Source organism: Pseudomonas sp. D4-21 (genome assembly GCF_051132125.1).
Taxonomy (GTDB): domain Bacteria; phylum Pseudomonadota; class Gammaproteobacteria; order Pseudomonadales; family Pseudomonadaceae; genus Aquipseudomonas.
Genome location: NZ_CP071664.1, coordinates 3,854,879 through 3,874,689, shown reverse-complemented (window position 1 = coordinate 3,874,689; position 19,811 = coordinate 3,854,879). Strand labels below are relative to the sequence as shown.

Genomic DNA, 19,811 nt, shown 5'->3' with positions numbered 1-19,811 from the left:
ATGAAGTACTCATTAAAATATCTTATCGTATCGCCTCTGTTCGTTGTCGTTTTTTTAACGATGCTGATGTTTTCTGTGAATTTATTTGTTTTAGACGAAAATTGGGGTTGGGGGCATAATGTATATCTCTTAGGGGTTTTATGTTTTTCTGTTTCGTATACGGTTACCTTGGCGTCGTTTACCTTGGTAGGACTGTCGAAGCGAGGGGGGAAAGTTAATAAACCTTACACATTGGTTGTCCGGTTGTATTGGGGGCTTGCAATTATTGGTTTGGTACTTTCCGTTTATAAAATTTATAGATTCGGTATTCTGGGTGCACAAGACCAGGTGCTATTAAATTTGCGAATCGCAAACACTTGGGAAGGGCAACCATCCTATGGTGCACAGCATTTCTCACTTTTTGCTCTTTGCCTTGCGCTTTACTATACGCAGCAGCGAAGGGCGCTATACTGTATTTTGGCGGCGATAATATATCTTATCTCTGCCTTAAGTATGGCAGAGAGAACAACCATTTTATTTTTATTTGTGGCTGTCTCTTATATGGCGGTTGATATAGGTTGGGTTAAGCTTAAGGGGCTTCTAGTTTTTCTGGCGATTTTAATTTTCTTACTAATCGCAGTTGCTGTAGGCACCGGTAAAACGGGCGGTGAGAACCCATATGATTTTATTTTTTCATATTTTGGCTATGCGGTTACCGCACTGTCACAATGGATTGAGGGGCGCGAGCTCTCAGGATGTGCATCTCTCGTGTACGGTAAATTAATAACAGTTTTTAGTTTGGGACTCTATTCTTGTGTTGACATAGATTTAGGTTTCGGTGAATCGGATTTTAATGTGTTAACTTATGCGTCGGCTCCGTATCTCTATGGTGGGCTTATAGCGGTTGTGTTGAGTATGACCGGGTGCGGGCTAGTATTTGCGGTGCTTCGAGTACTAGCAACACGTAGCCCCGGATACTTTTTAGCTTTGCTAAGCTGCTATATGTACGCGTTAGTAATGATGTTCTACGCTTGGCAATTTTCATTAACTACATATCTATATTTGGTTGTGGCGCTTTTTCCTGTGTTTGCTGGCCGATTCTTATCTGGCGGAAATATAACATATCGAACGAACATTGTAAGGGCGTAACTGGTCTATGAAAATTCTTCTGCTTCCTAAATACAGTCGATCAGGCGCCAGCAGCAGGCTCCGAACTCTGCAATATGTCCCGGGTTTGGAAAGTGAAGGAGTAAAGGTCTCGGTTGAAAGCCTTTTCGATGATGCTTATCTCGAGTTGCTATATGGTACTGGTAATCGCTCGGTTTGGGCGTTAACTAAGTGCTATTTTAGGCGAGCGGCCAATATTTTTCGACGAAAAGATTATGATCTTGTTTGGATAGAAAAAGAGTTATTTCCCTATATTCCGATGTTTATCGAAAAGTTTTTTTTAAGTGTTCCATATGTGGTGGATTATGACGATGCGGTTTTTCATAATTATGACAGGTCGCGTTTTTTCTGGGTGCGTTTGCTATTGAGTAAAAAAATAGACGCTGTAATGCGAGGTGCGAATTGTGTAGTTGTCGGTAACAGATATCTGGGAGCACGTGCCGGAGTGGCTGGTGCTTCTAAAGTTGTTATAATTCCGACGGTGGTCGATAGTGAGCGTTATCCAGCGGCAAGTATTAGCGATAGGCGGTTAGTTATCGGTTGGATAGGTTCTCCATCAACACAAAAATACATAATAGATATTTGCGAGGCATTGGCTCATGCCTGCCGTATATTAAATGCTCAGGTTGTGTTGGTGGGAGCTAGTAGTGATATTGCTGCTCAACTGCCAGGTGTGGATGTTGCTGTGTTGCCTTGGAGTGAAGAAACTGAAGCGGAGCTGATATGCAGAATGTCTGTGGGTATCATGCCTCTGAAAGATGGGCCTTGGGAAAAAGGCAAATGTGGCTATAAATTAATCCAATATATGGCTTGTGGTGTACCTGTAATAGCTTCCGCTGTCGGCGCAAATGTTGAAATAGTTGAGGCAAGCGGGGGGGGGTATTTGGCGCGGGATATACCGGAGTGGAGCCAGTTATTGGAAACGCTTCTAACGGATTCAGAGTTGCGGGCTAGCCTAGGTGCAGCCGGCAGAAAAGCCGTGCTTGATAACTATTCTTTGCAAGCGCAGGCTCCGATTTTATTAAATATATTGAGATCTGCGGTGGACAAAAAAAACGCTGATCTATAAGAAATTTTTTAAGCAGGATGGGCACGATGAGACGAGTGTTGCTGATGGTTGTCAACGATCCGAAATATTTTTTGTCGCATCGATTACCTATCGCAAAGGCTGCAAAAGAGGCTGGCTATGACGTTCATATTGCGAGTATCAAAAGTCCACTTTCAAAGCGGATCATAGAACTCGGCTTTGGCTATCACCATCTTTTTTTGACTCGAGGCAGTGTAAACCCCCTCCGGGAGTTCTATGCGCTAGTGGGATTGACAATCTTGTTGTGGAGGCTTCGGCCCAGCGTTCTACATTTGGTCACTGCTAAACCAATCATATACGGTGGTATTGCTGCCAGGTTTTCGCCCGTAGGAGGGGTGGTCTCTGCTATTGCCGGATTGGGATCGATCTATATCGGGAGTGACGCCCGTTCGAAACTCCTCACCTTCCTCATCAGCGCGATGTATCGTTTTGCGCTGAAAACTAAGAATACACATGTTATTTTCCAGAATTCATGTGATCGAGAGCTGATTATTAAAGCCACTGGCATAAGCCCTCAGGCGACAGTTTTGATAAATGGGTCTGGTGTACTGCTCGAGTCTTATCCGATCACAGCTGAGCCCCCTGGGAAGGTGACGGTAACATTTGCTGGCAGATTTATAAAAGATAAAGGGATTTATGAGTTTGTGGAGGCTGCACGATTTCTGAAAATAAAACTACCTGATGTTATTTTTCAATTAGTAGGTGATATAGATGAGGGGAATCCATCGAGCCTCACTAGAGCTGAGGTGAGTGAGATAAGCGACGAAGGTAGTGTGCGAGTTTTAGGATACCGCTCCGATATGGCAGATATATTCTCGCTCTCCCATATCATAGTTTTGCCGTCATATCGTGAGGGCCTGCCTAAGGTGCTTATCGAAGCTGCTGCATGCGCGAGAGCGGTCATCACTACGGACGTGCCCGGATGTAGAGACGCCATTATATCTGGGCAGACGGGGCTACTTGTACCGGTGAAAAATTCGTACGCATTGGCAAGTGCCATTGAAAAGCTTGTTTTAGATGAAGAGCTCAGGCTGAGTATGGGAAGAACGGGGCGGCGACTTGCTGAATGTGAATTTGCTATTGAAAAAGTTGTCGGTATGCATATGGATATTTACAAAAAAATAGTTTCGCAAAGTGAGTCATGAGCGTGAAAGACAAGCTTGTCATTACTGGATCAACTGGCTTCGTTGGACGCGCATTAGTAGAGCGGCTATATGCAAGCTGTAAATACGATTTGACGCTATTGGTTCGGCGTCACACTGCTTCCAGTTCCGGTATAACTCAGATAGTAGTACCGGAGTACGGGGCTTTTGCGCATCCATTACCGCTAGAGGGAACTAAGGTTGCAATACATTTGGCCGGTCGGGCGCATGTTCTAAACGATGCTTCTTTAGAACCACTTCTAGAGTTTCGAAAAGTCAATGTTGGTGCGACAGTTAATTTCGCTGAGCAGTGCATTTTAGCGGGAGTTAAGAGGTTTATCTTTGTTAGCTCTATAGGCGTTAACGGCGCGATAACGGGGTCTGAGCCTTTTAATGAACTTTCACCACCCCGTCCTGCTGCAGATTATGCAATTTCAAAAATGGAAGCAGAGCAGGCGTTGCGGGATTTAGTAGCGGGGACCGAAATGGAATTGGTAATCATACGACCACCTTTGGTTTATGCGGGACACGCCCCTGGTAATTTTCGTAAATTGTTAAAGTTGGTGTCGTCACGTTTACCGTTGCCATTTGCTGCTTCAAAAAATTGCCGAACTATGATTTCGCTGGAAAATCTTGTCGATTTTATCTTTCTATGTTTGGAGCATCCTTTAGCTGCTAATGAACTATTTTTGGTTGCCGATACGCATTCGCTGTCGACTAAAGAGATAATAAATTCTATAGCGGAAGGTATGGGGCGCAGAACATATTTATATCCGGTTCCAGATATAGTGCTTAGTACCCTGGCTTCATTATTTGGGAGGCGGGCCGTCTACTACCAACTTTGTGGCTCCCTGGTTATTGATTCTCGAAAGGCGCAAAATTTGCTTGGATGGATTCCTCCCGTTTCAACTATTGAGGCGCTGCGTCAAGCAGGGAGTAGTTACATCGCAGGTAAACGACACTGACTACGTTGGATTCTATTGAATGACTAATTTGACTTTTCTTTTCTCGGTTTTTGTCCTGGCAGTTCTCCTTACTTGGATGCTACGGCGTTATGCTGTTTCTCGAAGTATCATCGATATACCCAATGCGCGCAGCTCCCACTCCGTTCCAACGCCGCGAGGGGGAGGGGCTGCGATTGTAGTAATTTTTTTATTGGCGTTACCTATACTTGCAGCTATGGGCTTTTTAAATTGGACATCAGTTTGGTGTTTTGTCGGCGCAGGAGCGGGCATAGCTGTTCTTGGCTTCCTTGACGATCATGGGCATATAGCGGCCCGTTGGCGTTTATTAGGTCACTTTACTGCTGCTCTTTTTTCGATATTTTGGCTAGGCGGGATGCCGGATATCATTTTGTTTGGAATGAATATTGGATGGGCATGGCTAGGTAATGCTTTTGCCGTCCTATATCTCGTTTGGATGCTTAACCTCTACAACTTTATGGACGGAATCGATGGTATCGCTAGCGTTGAGGCAATTTGCGCTTGCCTCGGGGCCAGCTTGATCTATTGGTTAGGTGGCTTTGAGTTCTTGGCCATGACTCCATTGACGCTCGCAACGGCGACGGCAGGTTTTCTGTGCTGGAATTTCCCTCCGGCGCGCATTTTTATGGGCGATGCGGGGAGCGGGTTCCTAGGGATAATCTTAGGATTGTTGGCGCTAGATGCAGCTTGGGTGTCACCTAATTTGTTTTGGGTGTGGTTGATCTTGCTAGGTGTGTTCATTGTTGATGCAACTGTCACTTTAGCACGACGCATGGTACGCGGTGATAAGGTGTACGAAGCTCATCGGAGTCATGCGTATCAGTTCGCTTCGCGTCATTATGGCCGACATCTGCCAGTAACATTGGCGGTGGCGCTGATCAACATGTTTTGGTTGTTGCCCCTAGCTGCGGCGGTCGTACTTTTGAACGTAGACGGTGCGTTGGCGCTGACGGTGGCTTACGTACCATTAGTGCTACTAGCTGTTCGCTTTCATGCTGGTGAGCTTGAAAAGATATGATTTCGGCGTAAAGTTAATTTTTGCGCATCGGAAATTCGCTGGCACGTAATATATAGTATGCATCAGGTGAGTAGTTTGGGAGCGGGCGAAGGTGTATGAAGGACTTATGGATAAATTAAGAGCGGCGTTGTTGGGGTTGCCTAGGCATTATAAGCGAGCCATTCAAGTCGCTGCTGATATTGTCCTGGTGTGTGTTGCGCTCTGGTTGGCTTTTGTCGTAAGACTCGGCGCCGACGCTTTAGTCAGTCCGATAGCTACGCATCTCTGGCTTTTCGCATCTGCTCCGGCGATAGCCATCCCTATCTTCATCCGCTTCGGCTTGTATCGCGCTGTCATGCGTTATTTTGGTAATGACGCGTTGATTGCAATATGCAAAGCAGTGAGCCTTTCTGCTTTGCTGCTCGCGCTTGTGGTGTATTGGTACAGCAACCATAAAACTGTGGTGCCACGTTCTATCATTTTTAATTATTGGTGGTTGAGCCTGATTATGATTGGCGGTTTGCGCCTAATGATGCGGCAATACTTCCTTGGGGACTGGTTTACCGCGGCGCAACACGTACCCTTTACCAACCGTGACGATGGCCTACCCAAAGTCGCTATCTATGGCGCCGGCGCGGCAGGCAACCAGCTCGTCGCCGCGCTGCGTATGGGACGGGTGATGCGGCCCGTTGCGTTCATAGACGATGACAACAGCATCGCCGATCGGGTCATCGCAGGGCTCCAGGTCTATCAACCAAACCACATTCAAAAAATGATCGATGCGACTGGCGCCCAGGAAATACTGCTCGCCATTCCTTCTTCGTCACGTGGTCGTCGTCGAGAAATCCTGACCCTGCTTGAAGGTTTCCCACTGCACGTACGCAGCGTCCCGGGCTTCATGGACCTGGCCAGCGGCCGAGTCAAGGTGGACGACATCCAGGAAGTGGATATCGCGGACCTTCTAGGACGTGATGCAGTGCCCGCTCAACCAGATTTGCTTGAGCATTGCATCACCGGCCAAGCTGTTCTGGTCACCGGCGCGGGCGGTTCGATCGGTTCTGAGCTCTGTCGGCAGATTTTGGCATTGAAACCCACTACGCTGCTGCTTTTCGAGCACAGCGAATTCAATCTCTACAGCATTTTGTCCGAACTGGAACCGCGAATCGCTCGGGAATCTCTGTCTGTTCGCCTGTTGCCGATCTTGGGGTCGGTTCGCAACCAAGAGAAACTGCTTGATGTGATGAAGACCTGGAATGTTGACACGGTCTACCATGCAGCGGCCTATAAGCATGTGCCCATGGTTGAGCACAACATCGCCGAAGGTGTCTTGAACAATGTAATCGGGACACTGAATACCGCGCAGGCTGCATTGCAGGCGGGTGTATCGAACTTTGTCCTGATCTCGACCGACAAGGCCGTACGCCCGACCAATGTAATGGGCAGCACGAAGCGGCTCGCTGAGCTGACGCTGCAGGCGTTGAGTCGCGAGTTGGCCCCGGTGCTGTTCGGTGATCAGGCCAATGTGTCCCGGGTTAACAAGACACGCTTTACCATGGTCCGCTTCGGTAACGTATTGGGCTCATCCGGATCGGTTATTCCGCTGTTCCATAAACAGATCAAATCCGGCGGGCCGTTGACCGTTACCCACCCAAAGATCACGCGTTACTTCATGACCATTCCAGAGGCCGCGCAACTTGTGATCCAAGCAGGATCCATGGGCTTGGGAGGGGATGTGTTCGTGCTGGACATGGGCGAGCCGGTGAAGATTGTCGAGCTGGCTGAGAAGATGATTCACTTGTCCGGACTGAGCGTTCGCTCTGAAAAGAATCCTCACGGTGATATCGCGATCAAGTTCACCGGCCTGCGCCCCGGCGAGAAGCTTTATGAGGAGCTGCTGATAGGCGACAACGTGGTCGCGACCCAGCATCCAATGATCATGAGCGCCAATGAAGACTTCCTGCCTTGGGATGTCCTCAAGCTAAGGCTGGCAGACTTGCTGACCGCCATCGAAGAAGATGATTACGCCCGAGTTCGCCAGTTGCTTCGCGACACCGTCAGCGGCTACGCCCCGGACGGCGAAATCGTCGACTGGATCTACCAGCAGCGTCACCTTGAGCCTTGATTGTTACACACCTCGTAACGTACACATTTTTGACAGCACACCACCATCGCCTAAGTTTGAGAAGCAGCTTCGGAAAAGCTGCTTCTCTCAACGATGTCATGGAGCGTCACCTATGCGTACAGGCTATTTCTACTCGCTGATTTTTGCCTTCCTCACCAGCGCCTCGATTGCTGTTATTGCGGCTCCAACGGTCAAGCCGGAGTCGGTTGCTTCGCCGCAGACGGTGGAGCAGCCAGCGAGAACGCAAGGCGCCAAGGTGGATTTGAACGGGGCGGATGCCGCAACTTTGCAGCGCGAGCTCTCAGGGATAGGCAAGGGCAAGGCTGAGGCGATTGTTGCCTATCGGGAGAGCAATGGGCCTTTTTCGTCGGTGGACGAACTGCTTGAAGTCAAGGGCATCGGCAAGGCGATTCTCGATAGGAATCGTGACAAGCTGGAGGTGAATTGAGGGTTGTTTAAGGGAGGCCAGTCGAATGACTGGCCTTTTTGCCATTCAACGGATGTGCTTCTTGGTTGATCGGCGAAGCTTTATCGTTGTTGGCACAAATACTGATTAGTTAACGCCAACCGATTGTTCAACAATCCAAGGCCCCACCAATGACCAGCCCCCTTTCCCTAGCCGACCAAATCACCCTCGAACTTCGCGCCGACATCATCGGCGGTCGCCTCATCCCAGGCACGGCGCTGGTGGAAAACAACCTGGTCTGCGCCTACAACGCATCTCGCAACACTATCCGCGAAGCGTTACACCGCCTCGGCCAGGAAGGCCTTGCCCGTTACGTGCGTAACAAAGGGGTAACGGTTCGCAGGTTGGGTGTCGATGATGTGCGGGATTTGTTCAAGGTCCGCCGTACCCTGGAGCTGCGGGCCATTCTGAGCAGCAATCCACTGAGCGAATATCAAGCCGACCACATGCTCGAAGCCCTGGAGGCCGCTGAGCTGGCTCGGGATCGCGAAGATTGGCGAGCGGTGGGCACCCACAGTCTGGCCTTTCATCAGCACATCGTGGGACTGATGCGCAGTCCGTTGTTCGATGAGTTTTTTACCAACGTGGTCGCGCAACTACGCTTGGTGTTTTGTTCCGCTCCCGACGAAGCGCGCTTTCAGGCGCCGTGGCTTGCCCGTGACCGACAGATCCATGACTGGCTCGCGGAAGGTGATAAGCCTGCTGCCCACGACGAGTTGAGCCTTTACCTCGACGATTCCGAGCAGTTGCTTCTGCATCTGCTGACTCCCGCCAACCCTCACTGATCAGAGGACCTGCGCCATGTACAAAGACTACCCAGCCGCCTACCAGGTCAGCAAAGGCTCTGCCCTCCAAGTGGACAAACCCTTCTACGACCGCATCCGCACCCAGCAGAACAAACGCACCCTGATCGAGCAGTTCGAAGTCCCAATCCGCACCGGCCGCGCCTGGCATGTGCCGGCCGGTCATGTCTTTCGCGTGACAACCCCGGTCGGTCCGCAAGTCGGGGATTTCAACGTCTGGAACGCCCACGATCCACGTGAACGGTTGTGGGCGGCGCGGACGCGGCAGCTGCAGGGCGCTCATGTCAGCACCTATGATCGGTTGTGGTCGAACCTGCCATTTCTGCGGCCTTTGGTAACGATCACCGATGACAGCTTGGCCAACTACGGTATCGACGAACACGGCGGGCGTTTGCATGATTTGCTGGGGACGCGATGTGACCCGTACGTGAACAAGATGCTGACCGGCGAAGATTTCCATCATCACTGCCACTCGAACCTGACGCGTGCGGTGTTGCCCCATGGTTTGACCGAGTTTGATGTCCACGATGTGCTGAATATTTTCCAGTGCACCGGGCTGAATCATGACGACATGTATTTCATGAAAGCCTGTCCGGCGCAGAAGGGCGATTACTTGGAGTTCTTTGCCGAGATTGATTTGTTGTGTGCGCTGTCGACTTGCCCTGGTGGGGATCTGTCGCTGGCGATGTGGGGGCCGGAGGCGCAGGATCCTTTAAGCGTTTGTCGTCCGCTGGGAGTGGAGATTTATCGGTTGGAGGATTCGTTGCTGCAGGGCTGGAGTCAGCCGGAGCGGGCGGCTTACAAAGGGCTGCATGGGTTGCATATTGCCAAGGCGGATTGGGAGAACTAAATACCGCAACGGCGCGAGCGGCTCTTGTGGCGAGGGAGCTTGCTCCCGCTGGGCTACGGAGCGGCCCCAGATGCGTTGAACACGATAGAACTGACACACCGGGTCAGCAGGGGTTGGGGGCGCTTCGCGCCCCAGCGGGAGCAAGCTCCCTCGCCACGAAAAGCGGGTCAGCGATCCTTCGCTTCTTTCGCATCCATCTCGGCATTGCGCTCGGCAACACGTTTGCGCTGTTCGTCCGTCAGCTCGACCTTGTTGGCGGTGTCGCGCAGCATCATCAGACCACCCACGATCGAGCCGATGGCGACGATCAGGATTAACCAGGCATACCAGGGCATAGGGCTCTCCTTGAGGGGGCAGTGGCCGGGCGAAAATTTCGCTGGCCATTGCCTCTACCACTTATGAGCGAAGACGGTTCGCAGTGGTTCCATACTACGCCGGTTATGCCGGGTACACCTTATAGCCCGGTCAACATCGCATCAGCCGGGGCATCGGCACGCAACTGTGCGGTCAGCACGAAATACACGAAGCCCACCGCCATGAAGCCGAGGAAGATCAACCCGATCAGGGCGTTGAACCAGGCCATTGCCACCAGGCACACCACCGCCAGGGCCAAGGCGATGCCGGGCACGATCGGATAGCCCGGCGCGCGGAAGGTGCGTTCCAGGTTGGGCTCGGTTTTGCGCAGTTTGAACAGGCTGAGCATGCTCATGATGTACATGACGATGGCGCCGAACACGGCCATGGTGATCATCGCGGCGGTGAGGGTCATGCCGCCGAGGTTGATCAGGCCGTCGCTGTAGATGGCGGCGATGCCGATCACGCCGCCGGCGATTATGGCGCGGTGCGGGGTCTGGAAACGCGACAGTTTGGCGAGGGAGGCGGGCAGGTAGCCGGCGCGGGCCAGGGCGAAGAATTGGCGGGAGTAGCCGAGGATGATGCCGTGGAAGCTCGCCACCAGGCCGAACAGGCCGATCCAGACGAGCATGTGCAACCAGCCGGAGCTTTCGCCGACCACGGTTTTCATGGCTTGGGGCAGCGGGTCGTTGATGTTGGAGAGGGTGCGCCAATCACCGACGCCACCGGCGAAGAACATCACGCCCATGGCCAGCACTACCAGGGTCAGGATGCCGCTGATGTAGGCCTTGGGAATCGTGCGTTTTGGGTCCTTGGCTTCTTCGGCGGCCATGGCCGCGCCTTCGATGGCGAGGAAAAACCAGATCGCGAAGGGGATCGCCGCGAACATCCCGGCGATGGCCGGTGCGCCGAACACGTCGGAACCGGCCCAGCCGTTCAGGGCGAAACTGCTGAAGCTGAACGCTGGCGCGACCACGCCCATGAACACCAGCAGCTCGGCGACCGCGAGTACGCAGACGACCAGTTCGAAGGTCGCCGCCAATTTCACCCCGAGGATGTTCAGGCCCATGAATACGATATAGGCACCGACGGCGGCGTGTTTCGGATCGAGCGCCGGGAATTGCACGTTCAGGTAGGCGCCGATGGCGAGCGCGATGGCGGGTGGAGCGAAGACGAATTCGATCAAGGTTGCCAGCCCAGCGATCAAGCCGCCTTTCTCGCCAAAGGCCCGACGGCTGTAGGCGAACGGTCCGCCGGCATGGGGGATGGCGGTGGTCAGTTCGGTGAAACTGAAAATGAAGCAGGTGTACATGGCCGCAACCATGAACGATGTCACCAGAAAGCCCAGCGTGCCGGCCACGCCCCAGCCGTAGCTCCAGCCGAAGTACTCGCCGGAAATCACCAGGCCGACGGCGATACCCCATAAATGCAGGGTGCCAAGCGTGGGTTTGAGTTGTGTGTTCATTGGTGGCTCCCCTCGATAAGTAGCAAAAGCGCTGGGGGAGGGCAGTGCAGTGGGCGTGCCAGTATGGTTCAGGCGGTCGTAATGGAGAAAATGGTGTCGTATCGGGGATGTTCGCGGCTGGATAGGCTGGGTTTGTGCCCCAGTTCGGAGCGCTGGTGCCTGGGTAGGCCTCATCGCGAGCAAGCTCGCTCCCACAGGGGGATCTTCAGTGGGTCCGAATTTTTGTTCCCAACCCGAGCAATACGGGAGAGAGCTTGCTCGCGATGAGGCCCGCCCGGGCAACCATGAAGCCGATTTTTACAATTTCTTTATCCCCCCACCCAACCCTCGATCTCGCACCTTTACACCCTCCCTACCGACAATCTCTCCACACACGGCACGACGCCGTACCACGGAGAAATCCCATGAGTGTTCTGGACGGGGTGTCGCTGCTGTTGGCAGTGGCGCTGTTCATTTATCTGTTGGTTGCGCTGTTGCGCGCGGACCGGGGTTAGGAGCGGTTATGCACGGCTATGACTACGGGCTGATCCTTGGCTTTTTTGCGCTGGTGCTGATTCCGGCACCGTTCCTGGGGCGGTTCTACTATCGGGTGATGGAAGGCCAGCGCACCTGGCTTTCACCGGTGTTTGGGCCGGTGGAGAGGTGTTGTTACAAGGTGGCCGGTGTCGATCCGACCACCGAGCAGAGTTGGCAGAAGTACACCTTGGCCTTGCTCGCCTTCAACCTGGCGGGTTTCGCTTTGCTGTTCGCGGTTCTGTTGTTGCAAGGGCATTTGCCACTCAACACCGAAAACCTGCCCGGCATGGAATGGACCCAGGCCTTCAACACGGCGGTCAGTTTCATGACCAACACCAACTGGCAGTCCTATAGTGGTGAGGCGTCCCTCAGTTATTTGAGCCAGATGATCGGCCTGACGGTGCAGAACTTCGTCAGCGCCGCCACTGGCCTGGCTGTGCTGGTGGCGTTGTGTCGTGGGATCGGGCGCAAGTCCGCCACGACGCTCGGCAATTTCTGGGTCGACCTGACCCGCGCCACGCTCTACGGATTGTTGCCGCTGTGCCTGGTACTGGCGCTGTTTCTGGTGTGGCAGGGCGTGCCGCAGACCTTCGCGCATTACATACATGGCGTGACGATGCAGGGCGTGGATCAAGTGATCCCGCTCGGGCCGGCGGCCAGCCAGATTGCAATCAAGCAATTGGGCACCAATGGCGGCGGTTTCTTCGGCGTCAACTCGGCGCACCCGTTCGAGAACCCGACGGCCTGGACCAATCTGTTCGAAGTCGCGTCGATCATCCTGATTCCGGCGGCGCTGGTGTTCACCTTCGGCCACTACGTCAAGGACCTGCGCCAGAGCCGGGCGATCATCGCCTGCATGCTTGCGCTGTTCCTGATCGGCGGCGCGACGTCGCTGTGGGCCGAGTCCCAACCCAATCCAGCCCTCGACAACGCCGCGGTTGAGCAAGCCGCGCCGCTGGAAGGCAAGGAGGCGCGCTTCGGCACCACTGCCACGGTGCTTTGGTCAGTGACGACCACGGCGGCGTCCAACGGCTCGGTCAACGCCATGCACGACAGCCTCAACCCCCTCAGCGGCATGGTGGCGCTGATGAACATGATGGTCGGCGAGGTGGTCTTCGGCGGCGTCGGGGCCGGGCTCTACGGGATGTTGCTGAATGTGCTGATTGCGGTGTTCCTCGCCGGGTTGATGATTGGTCGCACGCCCGAATACCTGGGCAAGAAGCTCGGTGCCCGGGAAGTGCAATTGCTGGTGGTAACGCTGCTGGTGATGCCCGTGAGCGTGCTGGTGCTCGGCGCTATTGCCGCAAGCCTGCCCGGCCCTGCGGCGGCGGTGAGCAACCCTGGCGCCCACGGTTTCAGCCAATTGCTCTATGCCTACACCTCGGCGGGGGCCAACAACGGTTCTGCTTTCGCCGGTTTTGGCGCCAACACGCCGTTTCACAATCTGATGCTGGGCCTGGGCATGTTGATTGGCCGTTTCGGCTACATCCTGCCGGTGCTGGCGTTGGCCGGTAGCCTGGCGATGAAAAAGCCCGCCCCTGTCGGCCAGAACAGCTTTCCCACCCACGGCCCGCTGTTCGTAACGTTGCTGACCGTGACCATCCTGTTGGTCGGCGGCCTGACCTTCCTGCCAACCCTGGCCCTGGGCCCGATCGCCGAACACCTGAGCCTGGGTTTCTGAGGATTTGAGATGAACATGCCGATGAGCAAGACCGTCGTCGCCAAGGCGCCGGAGCAACCGAAAACCAATCTGTCGGCGCTGTGGCGGCCTGCGTTGGTGCAAGCTTTCGTCAAGCTTGATCCACGCCAGTTGCACCGTGCGCCGGTGATGCTGGTGGTGGAACTCACCGCGGTCCTCACCACCGTGCTGTGCCTGGTTCCCGACAGCACCGTGCCGACTTTCGTAGCCGCGCAGATTGCCCTGTGGCTGTGGTTCACCGTGTTGTTCGCCAACTTCGCCGAAGCCTTGGCCGAAGGGCGCGGCAAGGCTCGCGCCGACAGCCTCAAGGCTGGCAGTGAAGGCTTGAGTGCCCGCCGCCAGACGGCGGACGGTTTCGAGGTGATCCCCGCCACACGCCTGCGCAAAGGGGATGTCGTTCGCGTTGCTGCGGGGGAGATGATCCCCGGCGACGGCGAAGTGATCGAAGGCATCGCGGCGGTCAATGAAGCGGCGATCACCGGGGAGTCGGCGCCGGTCATTCGCGAATCGGGCGGGGATCGCTCGGCGGTTACCGGCAATACGCGGCTGGTGTCCGATTGGTTGTTGGTGCGCATCACCAGCAATCCCGGCGAATCCACCCTGGATCGCATGATCGCCCTGGTGGAAGGCGCCAAACGCCAGAAAACCCCGAACGAAGTGGCGCTGGATATCTTGCTGATTGGTCTGACGCTGATCTTCCTGCTGGTGGTAGTGACGTTGCAGCCGTTCGCCCATTTCGCCAACGGCAGCCTGCCGCTGGTGTTCCTGGTGGCGCTGTTGGTGACGTTGATCCCCACCACTATCGGCGGCTTGCTGTCGGCCATCGGCATCGCCGGGATGGACCGCCTGGTACGCCTGAACGTCATCGCCAAGTCCGGCCGCGCCGTGGAGGCAGCGGGGGATGTGCACGTGTTGATGCTGGACAAGACCGGCACCATCACGTTTGGTAACCGTCGTTGCGCAGCGGTCTATGCCGCCCCGGGCGTAAGCGCCAAGGAGCTGGCCGAAGGCGCGTTGTTCGCCTCGTTGGCCGACGATACGGCCGAGGGCAAGTCCATCGTCGAATACCTGCGTGGGTTGCATCCTCAGGCTGAACCCGCCGCGCAGTTGCTGACAGCCGTGCCATTCAGTGCCGAAACACGCTTGTCCGGCGTGGATTATCAGGGGCGCGTGTATCGCAAGGGCGCGGTGGATTCGCTGCTGACTTTCATTGGCTTGCCCCGTGATGGACTGCCCACCGCATTGGGCCGGGAAGTCGACAAGATCGCCCAGAGCGGCGGCACGCCGTTGCTGGTCTGCGTGGACGGAAAATTGCTCGGCGCCATTCACCTCAAGGACGTGGTCAAGCCCGGCATCCGCGAGCGCTTTGCCGAGCTGCGCAAACTGGGGATCCGCACCGTGATGGTCACGGGCGACAACCCGCTGACCGCTGCCGCGATTGCCGCCGAAGCCGGCGTGGATGATGTGCTGGCCGAGGCCACGCCGGAGAAAAAACTGGCGCGCATTCGCCATGAGCAGAACGATGGTCGACTCGTCGCCATGTGTGGCGACGGTGCCAACGACGCTCCGGCCCTGGCCCAGGCCGATGTAGGCATGGCGATGAACGACGGCACCCAGGCCGCGCGCGAGGCGGCCAACATGGTCGACCTCGACAGCGATCCGACCAAGTTGCTGGACGTGGTGCAGATCGGCAAGGAACTGCTGGTGACCCGGGGCGCGCTCACCACGTTTTCCATCGCCAATGACATCGCCAAGTACTTCGCCATCCTGCCGGCGCTGTTCGCCTCCATCTATCCGCAGCTCGGCGTATTGAACGTCATGCATTTGCAGAGCCCGCAAAGCGCGATCCTGTCGGCCATCGTCTTCAACGCCCTGATCATCGTCGTGTTGATCCCCCTGGCCCTGCGCGGCGTGCGAGTGCAAGCCGCGAGCGCGGCGGCCTTGCTGCGCCGCAACCTGCTGATCTACGGCCTGGGCGGGATCGCGGTGCCGTTCGTGGGGATCAAGGCGATCGATCTATTGCTGACGGGATTGGGGTTGGTTTGAGCCTGAAGACATCCATCAACTGAGGATTTAGCAATGGTCACCTTGATTCGCCCGGCCTTGAGCCTGTTGCTGCTGATGACCTTGATCACCGGCATCGCTTACCCACTCATCGTCACCGGCGTGGCGCAAATCGCTTTCCCGGACCAGGCCAACGGCAGCCTGGTCCATGATGCCGACGGCAAGGTCCGTGGCTCCCGGCTGATCGCCCAGGATTTCGTCGGCGATGGGTGGTTTCACCCACGGCCCTCGGCTGGCGCGTTTGCGACGGTGGCCAGTGGCGCGAGCAACTTTTCGCCGAGCAACCCGGCACTGGCCACGCGGGTGATCGATGGCGCCCAGAAGCTGCAAGTGCCCGGCCAGGGACCGGTGCCCCTGGCGCTGCTGAGCACTTCCGGCAGCGGGTTGGACCCGCACTTGCCTCCGGCCGCGATTGCCTATCAACTGACGCGTGTCGCGGCGGCCAGGAATGTGCCAGTGTCGAGGTTGCAGCAGTTGCTCAATGAAAACATCGAGCAGCCGTTGGTGGGACCGCCGGTGGTAAATGTGCTGGCGCTGAACATGGCCCTGGAAAAACTGTAGAAACCTGTGGGAGCGAGCTTGCTCGCGATAGCGGTGGGTCAGTCAATGACAGTGACGGCTGAACGACCGCCATCGCGAGCAAGCTCGCTCCCACAGAGGCTAAATTCCATCCCTGAAACAAGAGACATAGCATGAGCGACTCCGGCCGCGCCGATGCACTGCTAGCCAATCTGCCCCGCCACGACCGTGGCCGCCTCAAGGTTTTCCTCGGCGCCGCGCCGGGCGTGGGCAAGACCTACGCCATGCTGCAAGCGGCTCACGCCCGGCTGCGCCAAGGCACGAACGTCGTCGCCGGCGTGGTCGAGACCCACGGGCGCGCCGAGACCGAAGCGCTGTTGAATGGCCTGCAGCAGCAGCCGCTGGTGCGTTCGGAATATCGCGGCGTGGTGCTCGAGGAAATGGACCTCGACGGCCTTTTGTCGTCTCGCCCGAGCCTGGTGTTGGTGGATGAACTGGCCCACAGCAACGCGCCCGGCAGCCGGCATGCCAAGCGCTGGCAAGACATCCAGGAGTTATTGGCGGCAGGCATCGATGTCTACACCACGGTGAATGTCCAGCATTTGGAAAGTCTCAACGATCAGGTGCGGGGCATCACCGGCGTGCAGGTGCGCGAGACGTTGCCGGACTGGGTGTTGCAGGAAGCCGACGAGTTGCTGCTGATCGACTTGCCGCCGCGCGAGCTGCTGGAGCGCCTGCGCGACGGCAAGGTTTATGTGCCGGAGCAGGCGCGGGCAGCCATCGATGCGTTTTTTACCCAGACCAATCTTACCGCGCTGCGCGAGCTGGCCATGCAGACCGCGGCGGCGCAAGTGGACGACGATCTGGCGCAAGGCTATCGGCAACTGGGCCAGGCCGCGCCGGCGGTGCGCGGCCGGTTGCTGGTGGGCGTAGACGGCGACTTGCAGGCCGAACGGTTGGTGCGCCACGCCAGCCGCGTCGCCCAGCGCCGGCATCTACCGTGGAGCGTGGTGCATGTGGATAACGGCGGGGCGCGGGACGAGTCGTCCCGCCAACGCCTGCAGAACGCCCAGCAATTGGCCGAGCGCCTGGGTGGGGAAGTGGTGTCGCTGCGCGCCGGGGAGGTCGCGCGGACGTTGATCCAGCACGCCATGCAACGCCGCGCCACGTTGCTGTTGGTAGGGCAGTCCCGCCGGCGTCTGCGGCGGCGATGGTTTGGCGGTGGCCTGGCCTCACGCCTTTTGCGCAACGCCCGTGGCCTGGAAATCAACGTGTTGGACAGCGATGAATCGCCACCGCCCACGCGCCTGGCCCCGAGCACCCTCGCCACCGGTTTCGACTATGCCCTGGCGCTCGCGGCGACAGGGGCGGCCAGTGCCTTGGCCTGGGGAATCTCAGGGTTGCTGGCGCTGCCGAATATTTCCCTGGTGTTTCTGATGGCGGTGTTGCTGGTGGCGGTGCGCAGCAGCCTCGGCCCGGCCCTGGCCTGTGCGGCGCTGTCATTCCTGGCCTACGATTTTCTGTTTATCCCGCCCAATTTTTCCCTGACGATCCAGCGCGAAGAGGACGTGCTGACGCTGGCATTTTTCCTACTGATGGCCGCCCTGACGGGCAATCTCGCGGCCCGCCAGCGCCGTCAACTACAAGCGCTGCGCGACACCCAGCAGGAAACCGGTGAACAGCTCGACCTGTCGCGCAAGCTGACTGCCGCCACGGATCGCCAGGCCGTGATCAGCGCCGCCGTGCAACACCTCGACAGCGAGGACGATTTGCAGCTGTGCCTGCTCAACCGCGACGGCGGGCATGGTTGGAAGGTCGAGACCGCCGAGCCGTTGACCTTCACCGAGGCCGAGCGCGCTGCCGCCGACTGGTCCTGGCAACACGACCAACCGGCCGGTGCCGGCACCGCGACGTTGCCGTCCGGGCGCTGGTGGTGGTGGCCCTTGTCCAGCGAGGGCGCTCCGCTGGGCCTGCTGGGCGTCTGCCCGAAAGACGGCAAGCCGTTGAGCGGCCATCGTCGACGCTTGTTGGCGGCCCTCAGCCAGCCGCTGGCCCAGGCGCTGGCCCGGGCGCAACTGGCACAGGATCTGGAAGCAGCGCGCTTGCACGGCGAAACCGAACAGTTGCGCAGTGCCTTGCTCGCGTCTGTCTCCCATGATCTGCGCACACCGCTGACGTCCATGCGCGGCAGCATCGACAGCCTGTTGGCGCTGGGCGAGGCGATCCCGCTGCAGGACCGTCGCGAGCTGCTGGAAGGCACCCGCGACGAGGCCGAGCGCCTGGACCGTTATATCCAGAATCTGCTCGACATGACCCGGCTCGGCCATGGCGCGCTGAAGCTGGCGCGCGATTGGGTGTCACCCGCCGACATCGTCGCCAGTGCGTTGAACCGTCTGCGGGCCGTGCTGGCGCCGTTGGCGGTCGATGTCCAGGTGCCGGTCGGCTTGCCGTTGCTGTATGTCCACGCCGCGCTGATCGAACAGGCCCTGGTCAATGTGCTGGAGAACGCCGCGCGGTTTTCTCCGGCCCATGGACGGCTGCTGCTCAACGCCGAGGCGACGGCCGACGAAATCCTGTTCGCCGTGGCGGATGAAGGGCCGGGCATTCCCGAGCAAGAGCGGGAAAAGATCTTCGACATGTTCTACACCGCTGCGCGCGGTGATCGAGGCGGGCAGGGCACCGGGCTCGGATTGGCGATCTGCCAGGGCATGGTCGGTGCCCACGGTGGGCGGATCAGCGTCGGCGACGGCCTCGACGGCCGTGGCACCTGCATCACTTTGCACCTGCCCTTGCAGGCACAACCAGGCATGGACGATGAAGCCTGACCGGCGCTGCGTTATGCTCTCGCCACTTGATTGGATGAATGGACCCCATGAGCCAGAGCGCGACCCTTTTGGTCATCGATGACGAACCGCAGATCCGCAAATTCCTGCGCATCAGCCTGGCCTCGCAAGGCTACAAGGTGCTCGAAGCCGAGACGGGAGCCGAGGGCCTGGCCCAGGCGGCGTTGAACAAACCTGACCTGTTGGTGCTCGACCTGGGCCTGCCGGACATGGACGGCCAGCAAGTGTTGCGAGAGTTTCGCCAGTGGTCGGCGGTGCCGGTGCTGGTCCTCTCGGTGCGGGCCAGCGAGGCGCAGAAAGTCGAGGCGCTGGACAACGGCGCCAATGACTACGTGACCAAGCCTTTTGGCATCCAGGAATTCCTTGCCCGCGTGCGTGCGTTGCTGCGCCAGGCGCCGCCAGGCGAGGCACCGCCGGCGGCGCTGACGTTCGGCCCGCTGACGGTGGACCTGGCGTATCGCCGGGTCCTGCTGAACGGCGCCGAAGTGGCCCTGACCCGCAAGGAGTACGCGGTGCTGGCGCAACTGGCGCGACATCCGGGGCGGGTCATCACCCAGCAACAACTGCTCAAGGACATCTGGGGCCCGACCCACGTTGAGGACAGCCACTACCTGCGCATCGTGGTCGGTCACCTGCGCCAGAAACTGGCCGACGACCCGACCCGGCCTCGGTTTATCGTGACTGAAGCGGGGGTGGGGTATCGGTTGTTGGAGGGTGGGCTTGATCACCGTTGAGATCTAAGGCCAAGCGCTGTC

General features: G+C 57.3%; 17 protein-coding genes. 15 read left to right on the top strand and 2 right to left on the bottom strand.

All coding sequences use genetic code 11. The annotated features are described in order from the left end of the window. The 9 genes from J3Q04_RS17235 (at position 1) to J3Q04_RS17195 (ending at position 9,596) form a co-directional block, all read left to right on the top strand. Positions 1-1,128, top strand: coding sequence for an oligosaccharide repeat unit polymerase (locus J3Q04_RS17235; protein ID WP_434610369.1), 1,128 nt, complete (start codon positions 1-3; stop codon positions 1,126-1,128). A gap of 7 nt (positions 1,129-1,135) precedes the next feature. After that, positions 1,136-2,215, top strand: a complete 1,080-nt coding sequence (locus tag J3Q04_RS17230; protein WP_434610371.1) for a glycosyltransferase family 4 protein — start codon at positions 1,136-1,138, stop codon at positions 2,213-2,215. Between the two features lie 26 nt (positions 2,216-2,241). Continuing rightward, on the top strand, positions 2,242-3,378 hold the full coding sequence (locus J3Q04_RS17225; RefSeq protein WP_434610373.1) for a glycosyltransferase family 4 protein: 1,137 nt from the start codon (positions 2,242-2,244) through the stop codon (positions 3,376-3,378). Then, entirely contained in the window at positions 3,375-4,340 is a 966-nt protein-coding gene (locus tag J3Q04_RS17220) for an NAD-dependent epimerase/dehydratase family protein (RefSeq protein WP_434610375.1), read from the top strand. Before J3Q04_RS17225 ends, J3Q04_RS17220 begins: the two co-directional genes overlap by 4 nt. Positions 4,341-4,359: 19 nt before the next feature. Beyond that, positions 4,360-5,376: an MraY family glycosyltransferase gene (locus J3Q04_RS17215; protein WP_434610377.1), complete on the top strand. Its 1,017-nt coding sequence runs from the start codon at positions 4,360-4,362 to the stop codon at positions 5,374-5,376. Between the two features lie 106 nt (positions 5,377-5,482). Next, positions 5,483-7,477 carry a polysaccharide biosynthesis protein gene (locus J3Q04_RS17210; RefSeq protein WP_434610380.1) on the top strand — a complete coding sequence of 665 codons (1,995 nt, stop codon included), beginning with the start codon at positions 5,483-5,485 and terminating at the stop codon, positions 7,475-7,477. 112 nt (positions 7,478-7,589) lie between these two features. Beyond that, positions 7,590-7,925: a ComEA family DNA-binding protein gene (locus J3Q04_RS17205; RefSeq protein WP_420767818.1), complete on the top strand. Its 336-nt coding sequence runs from the start codon at positions 7,590-7,592 to the stop codon at positions 7,923-7,925. A 149-nt stretch (positions 7,926-8,074) separates the two neighbouring features. Beyond that, complete coding sequence (locus J3Q04_RS17200; RefSeq protein WP_434610382.1) at positions 8,075-8,728, top strand: GntR family transcriptional regulator; 654 nt, start codon at positions 8,075-8,077, stop codon at positions 8,726-8,728. Between the two features lie 16 nt (positions 8,729-8,744). Beyond that, positions 8,745-9,596 carry an urea carboxylase-associated family protein gene (locus J3Q04_RS17195; RefSeq protein WP_434563097.1) on the top strand — a complete coding sequence of 284 codons (852 nt, stop codon included), beginning with the start codon at positions 8,745-8,747 and terminating at the stop codon, positions 9,594-9,596. Between the two features lie 167 nt (positions 9,597-9,763). Here J3Q04_RS17195 and J3Q04_RS17190 read toward each other — a convergent pair whose 3' ends face one another. Continuing rightward, the gene (locus J3Q04_RS17190; protein ID WP_003183831.1) at positions 9,764-9,931 is read right to left on the bottom strand and encodes a DUF2897 family protein; all 168 of its coding nucleotides are present in this window, start codon (positions 9,929-9,931) and stop codon (positions 9,764-9,766) included. A gap of 119 nt (positions 9,932-10,050) precedes the next feature. Then, positions 10,051-11,415 (bottom strand): ethanolamine permease, encoded by a 1,365-nt coding sequence (eat, locus tag J3Q04_RS17185; RefSeq protein ID WP_420767821.1) that lies wholly within the window; start codon positions 11,413-11,415, stop codon positions 10,051-10,053. Positions 11,416-11,819: 404 nt separating this feature from the next. On the opposite strand from eat, the gene kdpF reads away from it, so the two are divergent. From kdpF to J3Q04_RS17155, 6 genes are all read left to right on the top strand, one after another. Further along, entirely contained in the window at positions 11,820-11,909 is a 90-nt protein-coding gene (gene kdpF / locus J3Q04_RS17180; RefSeq protein WP_032863112.1) for a K(+)-transporting ATPase subunit F, read from the top strand. An 8-nt stretch (positions 11,910-11,917) separates the two neighbouring features. Next, entirely contained in the window at positions 11,918-13,612 is a 1,695-nt protein-coding gene (gene kdpA, locus J3Q04_RS17175) for a potassium-transporting ATPase subunit KdpA (RefSeq protein ID WP_434563099.1), read from the top strand. 9 nt (positions 13,613-13,621) lie between these two features. Next, positions 13,622-15,676: a potassium-transporting ATPase subunit KdpB gene (kdpB, locus tag J3Q04_RS17170; RefSeq protein WP_434610386.1), complete on the top strand. Its 2,055-nt coding sequence runs from the start codon at positions 13,622-13,624 to the stop codon at positions 15,674-15,676. Between the two features lie 33 nt (positions 15,677-15,709). Next, positions 15,710-16,255 (top strand): potassium-transporting ATPase subunit KdpC, encoded by a 546-nt coding sequence (kdpC, locus tag J3Q04_RS17165; protein WP_434610389.1) that lies wholly within the window; start codon positions 15,710-15,712, stop codon positions 16,253-16,255. Between the two features lie 131 nt (positions 16,256-16,386). Continuing rightward, positions 16,387-19,038, top strand: coding sequence for a DUF4118 domain-containing protein (locus tag J3Q04_RS17160; protein WP_434610391.1), 2,652 nt, complete (start codon positions 16,387-16,389; stop codon positions 19,036-19,038). 47 nt (positions 19,039-19,085) lie between these two features. Continuing rightward, positions 19,086-19,790 (top strand): response regulator, encoded by a 705-nt coding sequence (locus J3Q04_RS17155; protein WP_420764825.1) that lies wholly within the window; start codon positions 19,086-19,088, stop codon positions 19,788-19,790. Positions 19,791-19,811: the final 21 nt, after the last annotated feature.